Here is a 22,037-nt window from a genome sequence, read left to right on the forward strand (position 1 = left end):
CCGGGGCCGCCTTATGCCTCGCCTGACCTGCGCCGATGTCATGCCACCGGATCGCTGGCGGAAGCCGAGCGGCTTCGGTGGTCCGGCTCCAGCGGTGGCGCAAGTGGAGCTGCCTCGCGTCGCGGGATGATGCCGGCCGGCGCAGGCCCGGCGTCGCGGGAGGCGATGGCCCAGATCAGCAGACCGAGAAGTGCGAGCGCGGCGCCGACAGGACCGGTGGAGGTCCAGCCGAATCCCTCGCGAATGGCAAGACCCCCGAGGAACGGGCCGAGCGCATTGGCCGTGTTGAATGCCGAATGATTTAGCGCGGCCGCGAGCGCCTGTGCATCTCCCGCAACATCCATCAGCCGCGTCTGCAGGATGGCGCCGAGCGAGACGCTGGCGCCGATGGCGAAGATGTCCGCCGCAAGCAGCCAGGGATTGCCGGCCGCAAGCGGGAATGCCAGCAGCGCGACTGCGGCAAACAGCAGGATGACGCCCGCCGTCGGCATCAAGGCACGGTCGGCGAAGCGCGGCACGAACAGATTGCCCAGTGTCGCGCCGATGCCGAACACAGCCAGGAAGAACGGGATGACCGCGGTGCTGACCTTGGTGACCTCGATCAATGTCGTCGCAAGATACGTATAGACCGCGAACATGCCGCCGAAGCCGATGGCGCCGATCGCGAGCGTGATCCAGACACGGCCGCTCCTGAGCGCGCCGAGCTCGCGCAACGGATCGGATTTGCCGGCCTGGTTGCGCGGCGCGAACAAGGCGCAGAGCAACACCGTGAGCAACGCCAGCACCGAGACGAGGCCGAAGCTCGCGCGCCAGCCGACTGCCTGCCCAATCAGATTGGCGAGCGGCACGCCGATGATGGTGGCAGAGGTCAGGCCGAGCATCACCTGACCGACCGCCTGCGAGCGACGATGTTGGGGAACCAGCGAGGCCGCGACCAGTGCGGCGATGCCGAAATAGGCGCCGTGCGGCAATCCGGAGAGAAAGCGGGCCGCGATCATCGCGCCATAGCCGGGCGCAAGCGCCGTGAGCGCATTGCCGAGCGCGAACACGGCCATCAGTGCCAGGAGCTGCGTGCGCCGCGCGAACCGCGCGCCGAGCACGGCGATCAGCGGTGCCCCCAGCACCACACCGAGCGCATAGGCACTGATCGCGTGGCCTGCGGTCGGCTCGTCGATGCCGAGATCGGCGGCGAAGAACGGCAACAGGCTCATCGATGCGAATTCGGTGGTTCCGATCGCAAAGCCGCCCATCGCGAGCGAGAACAGCACGATGGCAAGGTGAGGGGGCGCGGAAGCCGAAGCCGATTTTGCGCGGCGCGAGGTCGCTTGAGGCGAAGTCGTCATGAGTCCTGCATTGGTGGCGTCAACGGGAACCAGCCCAGCGAACGTCGCCACCCCTGCAAGATTTGTCTGTCGTACTTAAACCGCGATCAGTCCGCGTCAACACCCGAGCATCGGCGGAGAGCGAACTGCATATCAGCGTCCCGCATGTGCCGAACCGGGGTTGGCCGACCTCGATTGGCGAGGAGGCTTCTTCAGCGGAAAGTACGGGTTCACCACACATGTCGCTGAACGTCCGACGGCGAGATATCGGCACTGCGCAAGTGAGCCGTAGCGGCAGTCGAAATAGCCGACGGGGCCGTAGATCTGCATGCAGACCGGATAGCTCGGATCATAGGTCTGCGCGTGCGCAGCTCCGCTTGCCGGGAGCATGCCGGTGAGGGCGAGCATCACTGCGGCGCGGCGCATCTCAGCGCGGCGGGAAATAGCCCGGCGCCTGCGCGCGCGGACGATTTTGATATGCGTATGGATCGTCGCTCTGTCCGACGAAATACGGATTGGCGATGCAGGTCAGCGCACGACCGGACGCGCTCGCCTGACACTGCGCGTAGCTGTCGAACCTGCAATTGCTCAGTCCCGGCCATTCATCACCCGTGAGGCAGAACGGATGGTTCTTGCCGAATGCGCGTGCGGGCGTGCTTGCAGTCGATGCGAGTGCAAATGTGATGAATGCGAGCGAAAGTGTGGCGACAATGGGATGAGGAACTCGACCGCGCATTTCGATTCTCCAATCACGCGAATGTGCGCGCGACGTCATTACGCGCGCATGCAGTTTATGTCGTGTAGTCGACATTGGAACTCATGAAAACCCTTGTTTCATAGGGTTTCCAGCGCGCGCTGCTAAACGTTCATTAATGAAGCGCGGGCCTTTGGCTCCGACTGTTGCGTCGTGGTTACAGCAATTCCGTCGATCGCTGTTATGACGACAGTCACGGCCCGGGGGCCTCTGAAGAAACTGGAACGGGAATCCAATGAAGAAGAATTTGTTGCTTGCCGCTGTCAGCCTCGTCGCGCTCAGCGCGGCTGCGCCGGCACTGGCTGCTGACCTCGCGGCGCGGCCCTATACCAAGGCTCCGCCGGCAGCCATCGCCGCGGTTTACGACTGGAGCGGCTTCTACATCGGCATCAACGGCGGCGGCGGTTCGTCGCACGCGACCTGGGATTTCGTTGGAGTTGGTCGCGAAGGCTCGCACGATGCGACCGGCGGCACCGTCGGTGGCCAGATCGGCTATCGCTGGCAGTCGGGCCAGTGGGTGTTCGGCGTGGAAGGCCAGGGCAACTGGGCCGACTTCTCCGGTGACAATCTCAGCGCGCTGTTCGCCACGCGCAACCGCACCAAGATCGATGCGTTCGGCCTGATCACCGGCCAGGTCGGTTATGCCTGGAACAACGTCCTCGTCTACGTGAAGGGCGGTGCGGCCGTCGTCAGCGACAAGTACGAGATCTTTGACCTCGGTGGTGGGCTGCTCGCGTCGACCAGCGACACCCGCTGGGGCGGTACGGTCGGTGCCGGTCTCGAGTACGGCTTCGCGCCGAACTGGTCGGTTGGCGTCGAGTACAACCACATCTTCCTGGCCGACAAGGACGTCACGTTCGCTGGCTTCGCTGGCACGGAGCGCATCCGTCAGGACGTCGACATGGGTCTCGTCCGCCTGAACTACAAGTTCGGCGGCCCGATCATCGGCCGTTACTGATACCGATCGCTCTTTTGAGCGGTTGTCGAAAGCCCCGGCCGTCGGCCGGGGCTTTTTTATTGCGTGAATTCAGCGAGTTAACCATCGCGTTGCGAGATCACCAACTAGGCTTGACTCCATAGAACAAAATAAGAACAATGTTCTTCATACGTTCCAACAAGGGAGCAGGCCATGTTCAGGGTTTTCGTGGAAGAAGCCGCCGCACTGGCGTCCATCACGCTGTTCGTCGGGATGATCGCGATCTGGGCCCAAGTCATACCGCAGCTCTGATTCCGCGGCTCAAAGGCAGGCCTGGCTGGGGAAAAGCGGGACGACGCGGCGAGGCGTCCGCTCCGGCGTGGACTCTGGCGGCGCGACACCCCACCATTGCGAGGCGAGTCGGCAAGAGAGGGCGGATGGCGAGTGCATGATCCCCTGGCGCCGGCGACCGCTCCATCTCATCTGCAAGAGGCCGTCACGCGACCATGCCGAGCGCCGGATTTGTTCACCTTCACGTTCACTCGGCCTATTCCCTGCTCAAGGGCTCGATCAAGATCGCCAAGCTTGCCGAGCTTGCGAAGAAAGATCACCAGCCCGCGCTGGCGCTGACCGACACCGACAATCTGTTCGGTGCGCTGGAGTTCTCCGACAAGATGGCGGGCTCCGGCATCCAGCCGATCGTCGGCTGCGAGCTGGCGATCGATTTCGGCGATCAGGATCCCAACGCGCGCAACGCGATGGGGCCGTCGCGCGTGGTGTTGCTGGCCGCGCAGGAGCGCGGCTATCGCAGCCTGATGCGGCTGAACTCGCGCGCGTTCCTGGAATCGCCCGACAGCCATGCGCCGTTCATCAAGTTCGACTGGCTCGAGGGCGAGACCGAGGGCCTGATCGCGCTGACGGGCGGACCGGACGGGCCGATCTCGCTGGCGCTGGCCGGCGGCATGGCGGAGCTCGCCGGCGTGCGCTGCGAGCGTCTGGCCGGCCTGTTCGGCGACCGGCTCTACATCGAGTTGCAGCGTCACAACACCGAGAAGGAGCGGCGCGTCGAAAGCGGCTTGATCGACATCGCCTACGCCAAGGGACTGCCGCTGGTTGCGACCAACGAGCCGTATTTCGCCGCGACCGACGATTACGAAGCGCATGACGCGCTGCTCTGCATCGCCGGCGGGCGGCTGATCGCCGAGACCGAACGCGAGCAGCTCACGCCGGATCATCGCTTCAAGACGCGCGCCGAGATGGCGGTGCTGTTCGCCGACATTCCGGAGGCGCTGGCCTCGACGGTCGAGATCGCCGAGCGCTGCTCGTTCCGGCCGATGACGCGCAAGCCGATCCTGCCGTTCTTCACGGTCGGCGCCGCGGCGAGCTCGGACGCGGCCGCGGTCGAGGCGGCCGAGTTGAAGCGGCAGGCGGAGGAGGGGCTCGCCAACCGCCTGCGCGTGCACGGCCTGTCGCAGGGCACGACGGAGGAGGACTACAACAAGCGCCTGGCGTTCGAGCTCGACGTCATCATGCGCATGAAGTACGCGGGCTACTTCCTGATCGTGTCCGACTTCATCAAATGGGCCAAGGCGCACGGCATTCCGGTCGGGCCGGGCCGCGGCTCGGGCGCAGGCTCGCTGGTCGCCTGGGCGCTGACCATCACCGACCTCGACCCGATCAAGTTCGGCCTGCTGTTCGAGCGCTTCCTCAATCCGGAACGCGTCTCGATGCCGGACTTCGACATCGACTTCTGTCAGGACCGCCGCGGCGAGGTGATCAAGTACGTGCAGGAGCGCTACGGCCGCGACCAGGTTGCGCAGATCATCACCTTCGGTACGCTGCAGGCGCGCGGCGTGCTGCGCGACGTCGGCCGCGTCCTGCAGATGCCCTACGGCCAGGTCGACAAGCTCACAAAACTCGTGCCGCAGAATCCGGCGGCACCGGTAACGCTGGCCGCCGCGATCGAGAGCGAGCCGAAGCTCCAGGCATTCCGCGATGAAGATCCCGTCGTGGCGCGCGCCTTCGACATCGCCCAGCGCCTCGAAGGCCTGACCCGCCATGCCTCGACCCATGCGGCCGGCATCGTGATCGGCGATCGTCCCCTGAGCGAGCTCGTGCCGCTCTACCGCGATCCCAAATCCGACATGCCGGTGACCCAGTTCAACATGAAATGGGTCGAGCCGGCGGGCCTCGTGAAGTTCGACTTCCTCGGCTTGAAGACGCTCACCGTCCTCGACGTCGCGGTGAAGCTGCTCAAGCCGCGCGATATCCACATCGATCTCGCCACGCTGCCGATCGACGATGCCGAGAGTTACCAGATGCTGGCGCGCGGCGACGTGGTCGGCGTGTTCCAGGTTGAAAGCCAGGGCATGCGGCGCGCGCTGATCGACATGCGCCCGGACCGTTTCGAGGACATCATTGCACTGGTCGCGCTCTATCGCCCGGGTCCGATGGCGAACATCCCGACCTATTGCGCGCGCAAGCACGGCGACGAGGAGCCGGAATATCTGCACCCCGTGCTGGAGCCGATCCTCAAGGAGACCTTCGGCGTCATCATCTACCAGGAACAGGTGATGCAGATCGCGCAGGTGATGTCGGGCTATTCGCTCGGCGACGCCGACCTCTTGCGCCGCGCCATGGGCAAGAAGATCCGCGCCGAGATGGACAAGCAGCGCGACATCTTCGTCGCGGGCGCGGTGAAGAACGGCGTGCCGAAGGGGCAGGCCGAGACCATCTTCGAGCTGCTGGCGAAGTTCGCCGACTACGGCTTCAACAAGAGCCACGCGGCGGCCTACGCGCTGGTATCCTACCACACCGCCTACATGAAGGCGCATTATCCGGTGGAGTTCATCGCGGCGTCGATGACGCTCGATCTCAACAACACCGACAAGCTCTCCGAATTCCGCTCCGAGGCGCAGCGCCTCGGCATCAAGGTCGAGCCACCGAACATCAACCGGTCGGGGGCAACCTTCGAGGTCGGCGAGAAGACCATTTACTACGCGCTCGCCGCCCTCAAAGGCGTCGGCATTCAGGCGATCGAGCAGATCATCGAGGAGCGTACCAAGCGCGGGGTGTTCACCTCGCTCGCCGACTTCGCCGCGCGCGTCAATCCGCGTGCGATCAACAAGCGCATCATCGAGAGCCTGGCTGCCGCCGGCGCCTTCGACACGCTGGAGCCGAACCGCGCCCGCGTCTTCGCCGGCGCGGACTCGATCCTGGCCGCCTGCCAGCGCGCGCATCAGGCCGAGACCATCGGCCAGAACGACATGTTCGGCATGTCGGCGGACGCGCCGACCATCATGCTGCCGCAGATCGAACCATGGCTGCCGGCCGAGCGGCTGCGCCGCGAATACGACGCGATCGGCTTCTTCCTGTCGGGACATCCGCTCGACGATTACGCCACCGTCTTGAAGCGGCTGCGCGTGCAGAGCTGGGCGGAGTTCTCGCGCGCGGTGAAGACCGGCGCCACCGCCGGCAAGGTCGCCGCGACCGTGGTGTCGCGCATGGAGCGGCGCACCAAGACCGGCAACAAGATGGGCATCATGGGGCTTTCCGATCCCACGGGCCACTTTGAGGCAGTGCTGTTCTCGGAAGGCCTTGCGCAATATCGCGACGTGCTTGAGCCGGGTGCCGCCGTGCTGCTGCAGTTAGGGGCCGAGCTTCAGGGCGATGACGTCCGTGCCCGCGTGCTGCATGCCGAGCCGCTCGATGACGCCGCGGCCAAGACGCAGAAGGGCCTGCGCATCTTCCTGCGCGACACCAAGCCGCTGGACTCGATCGCCAAGCGTCTCGCCGGACCCGACATGGCGGCCTCGAACGGTGCCGCGCCAAAGGTCGGGAGTCCCGCGATTGCGCCGCGCTCCAACGGCGACGGCGAGGTCTCGCTGGTGATGATGCTCGACCTCGAGACCGAGGTCGAGATGAAGCTGCCCGGCCGTTTCAAGGTTTCGCCGCAGATCGCCGGCGCGATCAAGGCGGTCGCGGGCGTGGTGGACGTGCAGCAGCTCTGACGTTGCCTGCACCGCCGCAAACCAAAGCTTAACTATTTGGCCCGCACCTGGTTTCGAAGCCGGTCGAGCGCAGCTATCAGTTGTTTCCTCGACCACCTCGTTCGGCGGGAAGCCAGGAAGAACAACAGCCATGTGCGACAAATGCTCTGAAAATCTGCATCAACCTGTTGCTCCCTCCCGGCGCTCCATGATGCTGTTTGCCACCTCGGCGCTTGCGGCGGCGGCGTTCGGCGGGGCCGCGTCGGCCAAGGAGGCAAAGGTGCCGCCGAAGCCGCAGAACGTGCTGTCGCCCGATGCGGCGCTGAAGCGGCTGATGGAGGGAAATGCGCGCTACGTCTCGGGCGTGTCGCGCCGCCACGACTTCAAGCACGAGCGCGAGGCATTGGTCGGCGGCCAGAATCCCTACGCGGCCGTCTTGAGCTGCGCCGATTCGCGCATCGCGCCCGAATATGCCTTCGACACCGGACGCGGAGACCTGTTCGTGTGCCGCGTCGCCGGGAATTTCGCAGGCGATGAAACGGTCGCCAGCATGGAGTACACGGTCGCCGTGCTCGGCACGCCCGTGATCCTGGTGCTCGGCCATGACAATTGCGGCGCCGTCGATGCGACCATCAAATCGTTGAAGGACGACAAGCCGCAGCCGGGGCACATTCCCTTGCTCGTCGCCGCGATCGCGCCGGCGGTGAAGACGGCGGCCCAGCAGAGCGGGAACGCGCTCGACAACGCCATCCGTCAGAATGTCCTCGACAACGTCGCCAAGCTGAAATCGGCCACCCCGATCCTCAATGCGGCGGTCGAGCAGGGCAAGCTCAAGGTGGTCGGCGGTCTCTATCGGCTGAGGACCGGGACGGTCGAGTTGCTCGCCCAGGGCTAAAGCCCGGCGTCTGGAGCATCGGGCGTCGTGTGCTGCAGCTCCGACGCCCGGACTTCGCCATCTACGCAATGGTTGCCGGACGTTGTTGCAACCTGTCGCTGATTCCAGCTAGCATGCTTCCGGGGAATGGGCTGGGGTGTGCGATGCTGCGACGGGGCGCGTTGTTGTTGGCCGTAGGTGCGGTGCTGGTGGGCTGTGTCAGCGATCGGGTCGGAACCGACTTTGCCTCTGTGTCAAAAAAGGTCGGGCCTCCGCGCGCCGGACACTCGCGCGTCGTCCTGCTCCAGGACAAGAGGAACGGCCTCAGTATGGCCATCTGCGCCTGCGAGGTGAAGCTCGACGGTGCGGCGCTCGGCAAGATCGTAGCCGGGAAATATGCCTATGCCGATCGTCCCGCGGGTCGCCACGAATTGCTGGTGACGGAGCTGATGTTTCCGGGCGACACCAAGCGCGAGATCGTGATGGAAGCCGGCCGGACGCATTTCTATCTCATCAAGAGCAGTCCCAGGCACGATGCCGCGACGGGCGGCGCGGTCCTCGGCGGCTTGGTCGGGCTTGCAGCCGTTTCCATCGCGACGGCAGGAGAGGCGAATCCCGGGCCGGCCGAACTCGTTGCGCTGGACGAGGCGACCGCGCGAACGAAGCTCGCCGAGCTGCAAGCTGTGGAGTAAGGTAGGGCTGCCTTGAGGCTGACCTGAAGCTGACGCCAGCAGCCGCGTGGCCACGCCGACGCCTCAATCCGAGCTTTTCGTTCAACCGCCGTTCAGCCGGCTGCGCGCCTGATGCGTGGTGGCACCTCAACTACAATAGCGGGCAAGCAAGCCATGCGTGGGACGCTCAGAGCCTTCATCTGCCTTCTGCTGCCGATCGTGGCCGTTGCCGCCGGCGTGCCGGACCAGGCGCGCGCGCAGCAGCCGGAAAAGCGCATTGCACTCGTGGTCGGCAACGGCGCCTATGCCAAATCGCCGCTGGCAACGACGGCCAATGATGCCGGCCTGATCGCGCAGACGCTCCAGGCGGCCGGCTTCGACGTGGTCGGCGCGCGCGATCTCGACGGCGACACGCTGCGCAAGAGCTTGCGCGATTTCATCCAGAAGGCGCAGGCTTCCGGCCCCGGCACCGTCGCGATGCTTTATCTCGCCGGCTACGGCGTGCAGCTTGCCGGCGAGAACTATTTCATCCCGGTCGATTCCAACATCACCCGCGACACCGACATACCGACCGAGGCCCTGCGCATCAGCGACTATGCGCGCCAGCTCGCGTCCATTCCGCTCAAGGCCAACATCGTCGTGCTCGACGCGGCCCGCGCGCAGCCCTTCATCGAGGGCGGTCAGCCGATCGCGAGCGGTCTGGCGCTGGTCGAGCCCGAGGCGAACATGCTGATCGCCTTCAACGCGGCACCCGGCACGGTGGCGCCGGAGGAGCCGGGGCCTTATGGCATCTATGCACAGTCGCTCGCCGAGATGATCCGCACCGGCGGCCTGCCGCTGCCCGAGGTGTTCGACCGCGTTCGCCTGCGCGTCAACGAGGCCTCCAAGGGCGCGCAGGTGCCCTGGAACGAGCAGAAGATATCGGCGCAATTCTCGTTCTTCGAACGTGGGCCCGATGCGCCGCCGGAGGCGGCGCCCGACCAGGTCGCCGCGATCCGCAACAAGCCGATCCGCGATCTCGGGGTGCAGGATGCCTATGCCGCCGCGCTCGAGCGCGACACGCTGGCGGCCTATGAGGAGTTTCTCGCGGCCTATCCAGGCGATCCGCTGTCGAAGCGCGTCATGGCCATCGTCGCCGCCCGCCGCGAAGCCATCACCTGGCGGCGGACCTATCGGACCGACACGCCGGAGGCCTATTGGTCGTATCTGCGCCGCTATCCGCGCGGGCCGCATGCGGCGGATGCGCGGCGCCGCCTTGCGATCCTCACCGCGCCGGCCGAGCCGCCGCCGACCTTTGCGATGATCGACTACGACGTGCCGCCACCGCCGCCGGAGGAGGTGGTCTATGTCGATCGCCCGGTGCTGTATTTCAGCGATCCCGATTTCGGCTTCGCGCCGCCACCGCCGCCGCCGGTCTACTATCTGCCGCCGCCGCCGCCGGATTTCGTGGTGCTGCCGCCGCCGCTGCCCGTTGTCGGCCTGTTCGTGCTGCCGCAGCCGGTGTTCGTGCCGATCCCGGTGTTCGTCAGGCCGCCGGTCTATGTCGCGCCGCCGCCGAACAACATCATCTACCAGAACATCCACAACACGACGGTCATCAACACCGTGATCAACCGGCCACCGGCGCCGCCGCCGGCCACGGGGCCGGCGCCTGGACCGGGCAATCTGGCGCCGGCCGTTGCCGGCCGCGCCACGCCGGCAGGTCCCGCCGTGCCGCAGGCGGTCACGCAACGCGCCGCCCTGATTCAGCAGGGCAAGGTGCCGATGCCGCCGAGCGCAACGATCCAGCCGACGGCGAGGCCGGGTATCCCGGCACCGGCTCCGGCCAATGTCGCTCCTGGCACGACAGCGCAGCCGCCGGCTGCGGCCGGGCTGCCGCAGGCCAATACGTTGCCGGCACCGGCAGCTCCCGGCCGCCCGCCGGCCGGGGCGGGGGCGGCGCCCGGTGCTGTCACGCCGAGTGGCACACCCAGTCCGACCGCGACGGCCCCTGCCGCCAACGCTCCAGCTGCGACCCCGCCAGCGCAAGCGCCGACCAAGCTACCGCAGGCCAATACGTTGCCGGCACCGGGAGCTCCCGGTCGCCCGCCGGCCGGGGCGGGGGCGACGCCCGGTGCTGTCACGCCAAGTGGCGCCCCCAGTCCGACCGCGACGGCCCCTGCCGCCAACGCTCCAGCTGCGACCCCGCCAGTGCAAGCGCCGACCAAGCTGCCGCAGGCCAATACGTTGCCGGTACCCGGAACCCCTGGCGGACCGCCGCCGCCGGCCGGGGCAGGGCGCGCGCCCGGCAATGTCCCGTCTCATGGCAAACCCGCTGCGACCGCCACGGCGCCCACCGGCAACGTCCCGCCGGTGCCGCCGAACGCGGCAACCGCTACGGCGCCCAACCACCCGCCGGCTCCCGGAAGTGCGACGACACCGTCCGCGGGCCTGCCCAGGCCGCCGGGAGCAACGACCCCGCCGGCGCCTGACGCGCGCGGCCGGCCGGCCGGGCTCCAGCCGGGTGCTTTGCCGCCGCCGAGCGCGGCCACCGGCAAGCCGGCCGTCCCGACCACGGTCAAACCCGCGACACCTCCACCGCCGCCAGTGGCGGCGCGGGCACCGTCCGGAGCTCAGGATCATCGGCCCGCGCCACCGCCGCCGCAGGCCGCCAAGCCTGCCGCGCCACCACCGCCTCCTCAGGCCCTGGCAAGACCGACGCCGCCGCCTCCGCCCCGGGTTGCACCGCCCCCGCCGCCGCGAGCTGCGCCGCCGCCCGTGGCCGTGGCTCGACCGGCGCCACCGCCGCCTGTTGCCCGGCCGGCGCCGCCTCCGCCAGCGATGGCGCGGCCGGCACCACCACCGCCGCCTGTCGCACGGCCAGCGCCGCCGCCGCCACCACCTCCGGTCGCCCGACCGGCGCCGCCGCCGATGGCCGCAGCGCCGCATCCGGCGCCGCATGCGCCTCCGCGGCCGGCCGGCCCGCCACCGAAGAGCTGCCCGCCGGGCCAGCCAAAGTGCTAGGAGGCTCAAGGGGCAGGGGACGCTGGGAAGCGACTGCAGCCTAGAGGCGTCCCGAAAGGCCCCGTATTTCCTTGCTTCTGGCCGAAATGGCGCTATATAGCGCGCCATCTCACACGGAAACATGGCTCACAAGGGCCGTCCGGTGGCAACCGGGGCGAGAACGCTCCGTTTTGCTCACACGTTTCCGGAGGAACCAACCGGAGAATTAGAACGATGGCACTACCCGATTTCACCATGCGTCAGTTGCTTGAAGCTGGCGTGCACTTTGGCCACCAGTCTCATCGCTGGAATCCGAAAATGGCTCCGTTCATTTTCGGCACCCGCAACAACATCCACATCGTCGACCTCGCCCAGACCGTGCCGATGCTGCACCAGGCCCTCCAGGCCGTCAGCGACACGGTGGCCAAGGGCGGCCGCATCCTGTTCGTCGGCACCAAGCGCCAGGCGCAGGACGGCGTTGCCGATGCTGCCAAGCGTTGCGCGCAGTATTTCGTCAATTCGCGCTGGCTCGGCGGCACGCTGACCAACTGGAAGACGATCTCGGCCTCGATCAAGCGCCTGCGTCACCTCGACGACGTGCTCTCGGGCGGCGAAGCCAATTCCTACACGAAGAAGGAGCGCCTGACGCTTCAGCGCGAGCGCGACAAGCTCGACCGCTCGCTCGGCGGCATCAAGGACATGGGCGGTCTGCCCGACCTGATCTTCGTGATCGACACCAACAAGGAAGACATCGCGATCCAGGAGGCCCAGCGCCTCAACATCCCGGTCGCCGCGATCGTCGACACCAATTCGGACCCGAAGGGCATCACCTATGTGGTGCCCGGCAATGACGACGCTGGCCGCGCCATTTCGCTGTACTGCGATCTCATCGCGCGTGCGGCGATCGACGGCATCTCGCGCGCCCAGGGCGATTCGGGCATCGACATCGGCGCCTCGGTTCGTCCGGCCGCCGAAGAGCTGCCGGCGGCATCCTCGAGCGGCTTCCAGGGCCTGGCCGGTCCGCGCGGCACCGCCGACGACCTCAAGAAGCTCCCGGGCGTGTCGGGCGCGATCGAGAAGAAGTTCAACGACCTCGGCATCTTCCACTACTGGCAGCTCGCCGAGCTCGACCACGACACCGCTCACACGATCGGCGAAGAAGTCGGTCTGCCGAGCCGCGCGGATGCCTGGGTGGCCAAGGCCAAGGCGCTGACCGCGGAAGCGGAATAGTCAAAAAGAGCGATGGGTTGGCCGGATAGGATCCGGCCACCATTTCAGTTGACGCGAATCCCTGAGATGGACCGCGGCGGGGCGATTGGATGCCACGCCGCGGCAAACCGGCAGGCACAAAGGATTTTCAACGATGGCAACGATCACAGCTGCGATGGTCAAGGACCTGCGCGAGTCCACCGGCGCAGGCATGATGGACTGCAAGGCCGCTCTGACCGAGAACGACGGCAACATGGAAGCGGCGCAGGACTGGCTGCGCAAGAAGGGTCTGTCCAAGGCCGCCAAGAAGTCGGGCCGTGTCGCGGCCGAAGGCCTGATCGGTGCGCTCACCAAGGGCACCAAGGGCGTCGTGGTCGAGGTCAACTCCGAGACCGACTTCGTCGCGCGGAACGGCCAGTTCCAGGGCCTGGTCAAGATGATCGCCCAGGTCGCCTTCGACGTCGGTGCCGATGTCGAGAAGATCAAGGCCGCCAAGGTCGGCGACGTCACGATCGAAACCGCGATCAATGATGCGATTGCCACCATCGGCGAGAACATGACGCTGCGCCGCGCCGCCCAGCTCGAAGTGAGCCAGGGCGTGGTCTCCCACTACGTCCACGGGGCCGTCATCGAAGGTGCCGGCAAGATGGGCGTGATCGTGGCGCTGGAATCGCCGGGCAAGGCCGACGAGCTCGCCGCCCTCGGCCGCCAGATCGCGATGCATGTCGCGGCCACCAACCCGCTGGCGCTCGATCCGTCCGGCCTCGACCCGGCGGTGGTCAAGCGCGAGAAGGACGTGCTTGCCGACAAATACCGTCAGCAGGGCAAGCCCGAGAACGTGATCGAGAAGATCGTCGAGTCCGGCCTGAAGACCTACTACAAGGAAGTCTGCCTGCTCGAGCAGGCCTTCATCCACGACACCGGCAAGTCGGTGGCGCAGGCGGTGAAGGAGGCCGAGGGCAAGGTCGGCGGCGCTGTGAAGATTGCCGGCTTTGTGCGCTATGCTCTCGGCGAGGGAATCGAGAAGCAGGAAAGCGACTTCGCGGCCGAAGTCGCCGCGGCCAGCGGCAAGAAGTAAGCGCCGGAACGTTCCTTCCGGCGTGCCGCCGGAGGCGGCGCCCGGACAAGGAAAGTAGCTCATGACTGATCCGGTCTATCGTCGCGTCGTGATCAAGCTGTCCGGCGAATATCTCGCGGGGCAGCAAGGCTTTGGCATCGATCAGCCGACCGTCGACCGGGTTGCGGACGACCTGATCGCGGCCCGCCATCTCGGCACCGAGGTCGCGGTCGTGATCGGCGGCGGCAACATGGTCCGCGGTGTCGAGGTCTCCTCCCGCGGAGTGTCGCGCACGACCGGCGACACCATGGGCATGCTCGCCACCATGATGAATTGCCTCGCGCTGGAAGCGGCGATCGAGCGCAAGGGCACGCCGGCACGGACGTTGTCGGCCTTCGTCATGCCCGAGATATCCGAGCTGTTCACCCGCGCTGCGGCACACAAATACCTCGCCGAAGGCCGGATCGTGCTGCTCGGCGGCGGGACCGGCAATCCGTTCTTCACCACCGATACGACCGCGGTGCTGCGGGCCGCCGAGATCGGGGCGCAGGTGGTCCTGAAGGCGACCAATGTCGACGGGGTCTACTCGGCCGACCCGAAGAAGGATCCAACCGCCACGCGGTTCGACCGCCTGACGCATTCGCAGGCGATCGAGGGCGGCTACAAGGTGATGGATGCGACCGCCTTCGCGCTTGCCCGCGAGACATCGCTGCCTATCATCGTATTCTCGATCGCGGAGCCGGGGTCGATCGGCGCGATTCTACGTGGCGTCGGCCATGGAACCATCGTCGCCGGCTGACGGCTCGTCTGGCGCGCCCGAAAAGGAAGGGCGCGGAGCGGTCGCCGGGATTTTGAAGGAGAAACGTGATGGCCACGGGTAATTTCGACCTCAACGAAGTGAAGCGCCGCATGCAAGGCGCCGTCCAGTCCCTCAAGCACGAGCTCGGCGGCCTGCGGACGGGGCGCGCCTCCGCCTCGATGCTCGATCCGGTGCAGGTCGAGGCCTATGGCAGTCACATGCCCCTCAACCAGCTCGCCACCGTCAGCGTGCCGGAGCCCCGGCTGATCTCGGTGCAGGTCTGGGACAAGTCGATGGTCAAGGCGGTGGAGAAGGCGATCGTCGATTCGAATCTCGGCCTGTCGCCGGCGACCGAGGGGCAGGTGCTGCGCCTGCGCATTCCCGAGCTCAACGAGGAGCGGCGCAAGGAGCTGGTGAAGGTCGCGCACAAATATGCCGAAGCCGCCAAGGTCGCCGCGCGCCATGTCCGTCGCGACGGTCTCGACGTGCTCAAGAAACTCGAGAAGAATCACGAGATGTCGGAGGACGATCAGAAGCGTCACGCCGACGAGGTGCAGAAGGCGACCGACGGCACCATCGCCGAGATCGACCAGTTGCTGGCCGCCAAGGAAAAAGAAATCCTCACCGTTTAAGGCATCGCCTTCATGTCCAACGCCGCCGCGCCCGCAACGGAAAGACCTGATAGGTCCGAGGCGCCTGCGCATGTCGCCATCATCATGGATGGCAACGGGCGTTGGGCGGCCGCGCGCGGCTTGCCGCGTGCGGAAGGACATCGCCGCGGTGTGGACGCGCTGCGCCGCGTGGTGCGCGCCTCGCACGAGCTCGGCATTCGCTATCTCACCATCTTCTCGTTCTCTTCGGAGAACTGGTCGCGCCCGGCGAGCGAGATAGGCGACCTGTTCGGCCTGCTGCGGCGCTTTATCCGCAACGATCTGGCGAGCCTGCATCGCGACGGCGTCAAGGTTCGAATCATCGGCGAGCGCGAGGGGCTCGAGAGCGACATCTGCGCGCTGCTCAACGAGGCCGAGGAGCTGACACGCGACAACACGCGCCTGACGCTCGTCGTCGCCTTCAACTACGGCTCGCGGCAGGAGATCGCGAAAGCGGCGCAGAAGCTGGCGCTCGAGGTCGCGGAGGGCAGGCGCGATCCTGATACGATCGACGCCGAGACTCTGGGCGCGCATCTCGACGCGCCCGACATTCCCGATCCCGATCTCATCATCCGCACCAGCGGCGAGCAGCGCCTGTCCAATTTCCTGATGTGGCAGGCCGCCTATAGCGAGCTCGTGTTCGTGCCGATCCACTGGCCCGACTTCGACAAGGCGGCGCTGGAAAGCGCGATCGCCGAATTTGCCAGGCGCGAGCGCCGTTTCGGCGGCCTGGTCGCGAAAACCGCCTCGTGAGCGAACCCGACGCCGCACCGGCGGGCTCTCAGCCTGCCCCGAGCAATCTCGTGCTGCGAGTCCTCGCAGCTCTGGTGCTGGCGCCGCTTGCCATTGCGCTCGCCTACGCCGGCGGCTGGCTTTGGGCACTTCTCGTCACCCTGGTGTCGATCGGGCTGTTTGCGGAATGGCTGACGGTGGTGGGCGCGAGCTCAGTCGCGCTGACGGGGGCGGGGACCATCGTCATCGCCACCATGGGATTCTGCGTGACCTTCGGTGCGCTGAAGACTGCCGTCATCATTGGCTGCATCGGCGGCGTGATGGTGATGCTGATTGCGCGAGGCAAGTTCGTCTGGGCGGCGACGGGCTTTGCCTATGCATCGGCGGCGCTGCTGGCCTCGATTCTGGTGCGGAAGGATCTCGTCAACGGCTTCTCCGCACTGATGTTCGTGCTGCTCGTGGTGTGGGCGACCGACATCGGCGGCTATTTCGCCGGACGCAGCATTGGCGGTCCGAAATTATGGCCGCGCGTGAGCCCGAAAAAGACCTGGGCCGGAGCGCTCGGCGGCTTTGCGGCGAGCCTTGCGATTGCGGCCGGCTTTGCCGCGGGCGGGATCGGAAAGGCGGTTCCACTGCTGCTCGTCAGCGCCGTCCTCTCGGTGGTCTCGCAGCTCGGCGACCTCTTCGAATCCGCGGTGAAGCGGCGCTTCGGTGTCAAGGATTCCAGTCACTTAATTCCCGGACATGGCGGGCTTATGGACCGCCTGGACGGTTTTGTCGCCGCCATCCTGGCGGCATGGATTATCGGCTTTGTCCGCCATGGTGTGCATAGCGCCGGCAGCGGACTTATGGTTTGGTGAGGATATGAGCGCAGTCCCATTGCGTAACAACAAGCTTGCTGCGTCCGACGTCCGCAGCGTCACGGTTCTCGGCGCCACCGGCTCGATCGGCGACAGCACGATGGATCTGCTGCGCGCTTCGCCCGAGCGCTACCGTGTCGAGGCGCTGACGGCGAACGGCAATGTCGCAGCGCTGGCCAAGCTCGCCAGGGAATTCTCCGCGCGCTTTGTGGCGATCGCCGACACCTCCAAGCTCGCCGAGCTCAAGGCCGCGCTCGCGGGCACCGGCACCGAATGCGGCGCCGGCGAAAGCGCGGTGATCGAGGCAGGCGCGCGTCCGGCCGACTGGGTGATGGCGGCCGTGAGCGGCGCTGCCGGACTGAAGCCGGCGCTGGCGGCGGTCGACCGCGGCGCCCATGTCGCGCTCGCCAACAAGGAGTGCCTGGTCTGCGCCGGCGATTTCTTCATGCAGCGCGCGGCAAAGGCGGGCGCCTGCATCCTGCCGGCCGATTCCGAGCACAATGCGCTGTTCCAGGCGCTGAGCTCAGGCAATCGCGACGAGCTCGTTCGCGTCATCATCACGGCCTCCGGCGGCCCGTTCCGGACCTGGAAGCCTGCCGACATCGAGCAGGCGACGCTCGAGCAGGCCCTGAAGCATCCGAACTGGAGCATGGGCCAGAAGATCACGATCGATTCCGCCTCGATGATGAACAAGGGGCTCGAGGTGATCGAAGCGTCCTATCTGTTCGCGCTCTCGCCGGACGAGATCGACGTCCTCGTTCATCCGCAGTCCATCATTCACGGCATGGTCGAGTTTTCCGACTGTTCGGTGGTCGCCCAGCTCGGCGCGCCCGACATGCGGACGCCGATCGCGCATTGCCTCGGCTGGCCCGATCGCATCAAGGGACCGGCGGCAAAGCTCGACCTCGCCAAGATCGGCCAGCTGACTTTCGAAGCGCCGGACTTCGAGCGGTTCCCCGGACTTCGGCTGGCCTACGATTCGCTCCGGACCGGGAAGGGCGCGACTACGGTCTACAACGCCGCCAACGAGGTCGCGGTCGCCGCCTTCATCGCGGGCAAGATCCGGTTCGGCGCGATCGCCCGGCTGGTCGAAGCGACCCTTGACGATTGGATCAAAGGCGGGAACCAGGCACCCCTGACGTCCGCCGACGATGCAATCTCTGTTGACCATGTTGCTCGAAATAGGGCTGCCGCCCTATTGCCTCAAATTGCCTTAAAGGCATCCTAGTTGGTTCGCGACCAGGGCCTTGCGGCGCTGGGTGAGGGAAATCGATGATCGACTTTTTTGTCCATAGTTTCAATACGTTGAGCCATGGGCTCCTCGGCTACGCGGTTCCCTTCCTGTTCGTCCTGACCATCGTCGTGTTCTTCCACGAGCTCGGCCATTTCCTGGTCGCGCGCTGGGCGGGCGTGCGCGTGTTAACCTTTTCGCTCGGGTTCGGGCCTGAGCTGGTTGGTTTCAACGATCGCCATGGCACCCGCTGGAAGATCTCGGCAATCCCGCTCGGCGGCTACGTCAAGTTCTTCGGCGACGAGAGCGAGGCCTCGACCCCGTCGGCCCAGACGCTCGCGGCCATGACGGCCGAGGAGCGCGCCGGCAGCTTCCACCACAAGAAGGTCGGCCCGCGCGCGGCTATCGTCGCGGCCGGACCGATCGCCAATTTCATCCTGGGCGCGCTGATCTTCGCCGGGATGGCCCTCTATTACGGCAAGCCGAGCACGATCGCGCGCGTCGATGGTGTCGTCGCCGATGGCGCGGCCGCCACGGCCGGCTTCAAGGTCGGGGACGTCGTCGTCCAGATCGACGGCAAGCCGATCGAGAGCTTTGCCGACATGCAGCGAATCGTTGCGATGAACGCCGGTTCGGCGCTTACCTTCCAGGTGAAGCGCGACGGTGCCATCGTTTCGCTGACCGCGACCCCGGCGCTGCTCGAGCGCAAGGATCCGTTCGGCAATAGCCATCGTCTCGGGGTGCTCGGTATCGAGCACAAGTCGCAGGCCGGGGAGGCCTCGACCACGCCGGTCGGCGTCGGTGAAGCGCTCAAGATCGGGGTCGAGCAGGTCTGGTTCATCATCACCAGCACCTTCAAGTTCCTGGGCTCGCTGTTCGTCGGGCAGGGCAATCCGAACGAGGTCAGCGGCGTCCTGGGAATCGCGAAGATGTCGGGGCAGGCGGCCAGCGCCGGGTTCCAATTCGTGATCAACCTCTGCGCGGTGCTGTCGGTCTCGATCGGCCTTTTGAACCTGTTCCCGATCCCGCTGCTCGATGGTGGCCACCTTATGTTCTATGCGGCCGAGGTGGTCCGGGGCCGGCCCTTGTCCGAGCGGACCCAGGAGATGGGGTTCCGAATCGGACTCGGCTTGGTGCTGATGTTGATGGTGTTTGCGACCTACAACGACATCCTGCGGATGGCCGCTTCCTGATAGAGGCTTTTTTGTGGCGTTGCTGTTGAGCAACGTCTTGGAATGAATTTGAAATTACGGCGCTTTCGGCCGTTTGCGGCGTCGGTGAAATTGGCTACAAGCGGCCTGAACTTGGGGAATCTCCGGACCGGCGTTGGGGTTGGGTCTGGCACGGAATGATAAGGGCGCGTTGCGCGATGAAGTTTGGACTGCGACTCCGGGGGGGCTTGATCGCAACCCTGATCTTGTTCGGCGCGCCGGTGGTTGCCCCGGTTGGGGCTGTTTTGGTGTCTTCGTCTGCGCTCGCTCAGACCGTTCAGTCGATTTCCGTCGAAGGAAATCGCCGCGTCGAGGTGGAGACGATCCGTTCCTATTTCAGGCCGGGTCCGGGCGGCCGCCTGGATCAGGGCGCGATCGACGACGGCCTCAAGGCGTTGATCGAGACCGGCCTGTTCCAGGACGTCAGGATCAACCGCGGTTCCGGCGGCCAGCTCATCGTCTCCGTGGTGGAAAACCCGGTGATCGGCCGGATCGCCTTCGAGGGCAACAAGAAGATCAAGGACGAGCAGCTCACCACTGAAGTCCAGTCCAAGGCGCGCGGCACCTTCTCCCGCGCCATGGTGCAGTCCGACACGCTGCGAATCGCCGAAATCTATCGCCGGTCCGGCCGCTATGACGTGCGCGTCACGCCCGAGGTCATCGAGCAGCCGAACAACCGCGTCGATCTCATTTTTACCATCGAGGAGGGCGCCAAGACCGGCGTCAAGTCGATCGAGTTCGTCGGCAACAATGCGTTCTCGTCCTACCGCCTGCGCGACGTCATCAAGACGCGTGAATCGAACCTCTTGAGCTTCCTCGCCAGCGGCGACATCTATGATCCCGACCGCGTCGAAGCCGACCGCGACCTGATCCGCCGCTTCTACCTCAAGAACGGCTTCGCCGACGTCCAGGTGGTGGCCGCGCTCACCGAATACGATCCGGAGAAGAAGGGCTTCAACGTCACCTTCAAGATCGAGGAAGGCGCGCAGTACCGCGTCGGCGCAGTCGACTTCCGCTCCAGCATTCCGAACTTCGATCCGTCCTCGATGCGCGCCTATTCGCGCGTCAATGTCGGCTCGCTCTACAACGTCGAATCGGTCGAGAAGTCGGTCGAGGAGATGCAGATCGAGGCCTCGCGCCGCGGCTATGCCTTCGCGGTGGTCCGGCCCGGCGGCGACCGCAACTTCGAAGCGCACACCGTGTCCGTCGTGTTCAACATCGACGAGGGCCCGCGCACCTATATCGAGCGCATCAACCTGCGCGGCAACACCCGCACGCGCGACTACGTGATCCGCCGCGAGTTCGACATCTCGGAAGGCGATGCCTACAACCGCGCGCTGGTCGACCGTGCCGAGCGGCGCCTGAAGAACCTCGACTATTTCAAGAGCGTGAAGATCACGACCGAGCCGGGCTCCTCGAGCGACCGCGTGATCCTGATCGTCGACATGGAAGAGAAATCGACCGGCGATTTCTCGATCTCGGGCGGTTACTCCACCACCGACGGCGCGCTGGCCGAAGTGTCGGTCTCCGAGCGCAACCTGCTCGGCCGCGGCCTGTTCGCCAAGGCGTCGGTGACCTATGGCCAGTACGCCCGCGGCTACTCGCTGTCGTTCGTCGAGCCGTATCTGCTCGACTACCGCGTCGCGCTCGGCCTCGACCTGTATCAGCGCCAGCAGCTGGCCAACAGCTACATCTCCTACGGCACCAAGACGCTCGGCTTCTCGCCGCGCCTCGGCTTCTCCTTGCGTGAAGATCTGGCGCTCCAGGTGCGCTACTCGATCTACCAGCAGGAAATCACGCTGCCGTACTACCTGGCGAACTGTAACAACAACCTGGGCACCTCGGCGTTCAACCCGAGCCCGGCCTTCGCTGCGTCGCAGACGCCACCGATCGACCTGAGCTCGACCAACGGTCTCGGCTGCTACAGCGACGGCGAAGCCTCGTTGCCGGTGCGCAAGGAGCTTGCCAACGGCAAGACCCTGACCTCGGCGCTCGGTTACACGCTGACCTACAACACGCTGGACAACAACAAGAACCCGACCGACGGTCTGCTCGTCGACTTCCGTCAGGATTTCGCCGGCGTCGGCGGCGACGTCTCCTATCTGAAGTCGGTCATCGATGCGAAGTACTACACTCCGCTGGTCTCCGACATCGTCGGCCTCGTGCGCCTGCAGAGCGGCATGCTGAACAAGATCGGCAGCGATTTGCGCATGCTCGACCACTTCCAGATGGGCCCGAACCTCGTCCGCGGCTTTGCCCCGAACGGTATCGGCCCGCGCGACTTGAACCCCTTCGGTACGCAGGACGCGCTCGGCGGCACCAAGTACTGGGGCGCTTCGCTCGAACTGCAGATGCCGTTCTGGTTCCTGCCCAAGGAAGTGGGTCTGAAGGGCGCGGTCTATGCCGACGCCGGCGGCCTCTACGATTACAAGGGACCGACGAGCTGGACCGCCACCAACGAGGTCAATGTGCCGGGCTGTATTCCATCGACCATCAATCCGTCGAGCGCGGGGACCTGTACCGGCCTCGTGTATGACGACAGCAAGGTGGTCCGCTCCTCGGTCGGTGTCGGCCTGATCTGGCAGTCGCCGTTCGGCCCGCTGCGCTTCGACTACGCCGTGCCGCTCAGCAAGGGCAAGTACGACCGTACCCAGGAGTTCCGGTTCGGCGGCGGCACCACGTTCTAATTCGATCAGCGCGGCACGATCCGGATCACTGGAGCCGGTTTCCGAAAGGGATCGTGCCAATTCAAGACATGAGGCATGATGCGGCCTGACCGC

The 22,037-nt window shown here is 66.0% G+C and carries 17 protein-coding genes; 14 read left to right on the forward strand and 3 right to left on the reverse strand.

Annotated features, from left to right (window positions below):
- Positions 1-38: 38 nt before the first annotated feature.
- The 3 genes from JQ566_RS20420 to JQ566_RS20430 form a co-directional block, all read right to left on the reverse strand.
- Positions 39-1,343, reverse strand: a complete 1,305-nt coding sequence (locus JQ566_RS20420; protein ID WP_212374889.1) for an MFS transporter — start codon at positions 1,341-1,343, stop codon at positions 39-41.
- A 132-nt stretch (positions 1,344-1,475) separates the two neighbouring features.
- Positions 1,476-1,748: a DUF3551 domain-containing protein gene (locus JQ566_RS20425; protein ID WP_212374891.1), complete on the reverse strand. Its 273-nt coding sequence runs from the start codon at positions 1,746-1,748 to the stop codon at positions 1,476-1,478.
- A gap of 1 nt (position 1,749) precedes the next feature.
- On the reverse strand, positions 1,750-2,058 hold the full coding sequence (locus tag JQ566_RS20430) for a DUF3551 domain-containing protein (protein WP_212375061.1): 309 nt from the start codon (positions 2,056-2,058) through the stop codon (positions 1,750-1,752).
- Positions 2,059-2,311: 253 nt separating this feature from the next.
- On the opposite strand from JQ566_RS20430, the gene JQ566_RS20435 reads away from it, so the two are divergent.
- From JQ566_RS20435 to bamA, 14 genes are all read left to right on the forward strand, one after another.
- Positions 2,312-3,034, forward strand: coding sequence for an outer membrane protein (locus JQ566_RS20435; RefSeq protein ID WP_212374892.1), 723 nt, complete (start codon positions 2,312-2,314; stop codon positions 3,032-3,034).
- A 464-nt stretch (positions 3,035-3,498) separates the two neighbouring features.
- Positions 3,499-7,002, forward strand: coding sequence for a DNA polymerase III subunit alpha (gene dnaE, locus JQ566_RS20440; protein WP_212374894.1), 3,504 nt, complete (start codon positions 3,499-3,501; stop codon positions 7,000-7,002).
- Positions 7,003-7,132: 130 nt separating this feature from the next.
- Positions 7,133-7,876: a carbonic anhydrase gene (locus JQ566_RS20445; protein ID WP_212374895.1), complete on the forward strand. Its 744-nt coding sequence runs from the start codon at positions 7,133-7,135 to the stop codon at positions 7,874-7,876.
- 143 nt (positions 7,877-8,019) lie between these two features.
- Positions 8,020-8,547: a DUF2846 domain-containing protein gene (locus tag JQ566_RS20450; protein WP_212375063.1), complete on the forward strand. Its 528-nt coding sequence runs from the start codon at positions 8,020-8,022 to the stop codon at positions 8,545-8,547.
- 153 nt (positions 8,548-8,700) lie between these two features.
- Positions 8,701-11,529, forward strand: a complete 2,829-nt coding sequence (locus JQ566_RS20455) for a caspase family protein (protein WP_212374897.1) — start codon at positions 8,701-8,703, stop codon at positions 11,527-11,529.
- 213 nt (positions 11,530-11,742) lie between these two features.
- Positions 11,743-12,738, forward strand: coding sequence for a 30S ribosomal protein S2 (locus JQ566_RS20460; RefSeq protein WP_212374899.1), 996 nt, complete (start codon positions 11,743-11,745; stop codon positions 12,736-12,738).
- A gap of 133 nt (positions 12,739-12,871) precedes the next feature.
- Entirely contained in the window at positions 12,872-13,795 is a 924-nt protein-coding gene (gene tsf / locus JQ566_RS20465; protein WP_212374901.1) for a translation elongation factor Ts, read from the forward strand.
- 61 nt (positions 13,796-13,856) lie between these two features.
- Positions 13,857-14,573, forward strand: coding sequence for a UMP kinase (gene pyrH, locus JQ566_RS20470; RefSeq protein ID WP_212374903.1), 717 nt, complete (start codon positions 13,857-13,859; stop codon positions 14,571-14,573).
- 68 nt (positions 14,574-14,641) lie between these two features.
- Positions 14,642-15,205 (forward strand): ribosome recycling factor, encoded by a 564-nt coding sequence (frr, locus tag JQ566_RS20475; protein WP_027575609.1) that lies wholly within the window; start codon positions 14,642-14,644, stop codon positions 15,203-15,205.
- A gap of 12 nt (positions 15,206-15,217) precedes the next feature.
- The gene (locus JQ566_RS20480) at positions 15,218-15,976 is read left to right on the forward strand and encodes an isoprenyl transferase (RefSeq protein WP_212374905.1); all 759 of its coding nucleotides are present in this window, start codon (positions 15,218-15,220) and stop codon (positions 15,974-15,976) included.
- The gene (locus JQ566_RS20485) at positions 15,973-16,815 is read left to right on the forward strand and encodes a phosphatidate cytidylyltransferase (RefSeq protein WP_212374907.1); all 843 of its coding nucleotides are present in this window, start codon (positions 15,973-15,975) and stop codon (positions 16,813-16,815) included. The genes JQ566_RS20480 and JQ566_RS20485 overlap by 4 nt, the downstream gene beginning before the upstream one ends.
- A 4-nt stretch (positions 16,816-16,819) precedes the next feature.
- Entirely contained in the window at positions 16,820-18,043 is a 1,224-nt protein-coding gene (gene dxr / locus JQ566_RS20490; protein WP_212374909.1) for a 1-deoxy-D-xylulose-5-phosphate reductoisomerase, read from the forward strand.
- 44 nt (positions 18,044-18,087) lie between these two features.
- Positions 18,088-19,239, forward strand: a complete 1,152-nt coding sequence (gene rseP / locus JQ566_RS20495; protein ID WP_212374911.1) for an RIP metalloprotease RseP — start codon at positions 18,088-18,090, stop codon at positions 19,237-19,239.
- Positions 19,240-19,415: 176 nt separating this feature from the next.
- Complete coding sequence (gene bamA, locus JQ566_RS20500; RefSeq protein WP_212374913.1) at positions 19,416-21,944, forward strand: outer membrane protein assembly factor BamA; 2,529 nt, start codon at positions 19,416-19,418, stop codon at positions 21,942-21,944.
- Positions 21,945-22,037: the final 93 nt, after the last annotated feature.

Origin of the sequence: Bradyrhizobium sp. SZCCT0231 (assembly GCF_018130245.1) — a bacterium.
GTDB lineage: Bacteria > Pseudomonadota > Alphaproteobacteria > Rhizobiales > Xanthobacteraceae > Bradyrhizobium > Bradyrhizobium japonicum_F.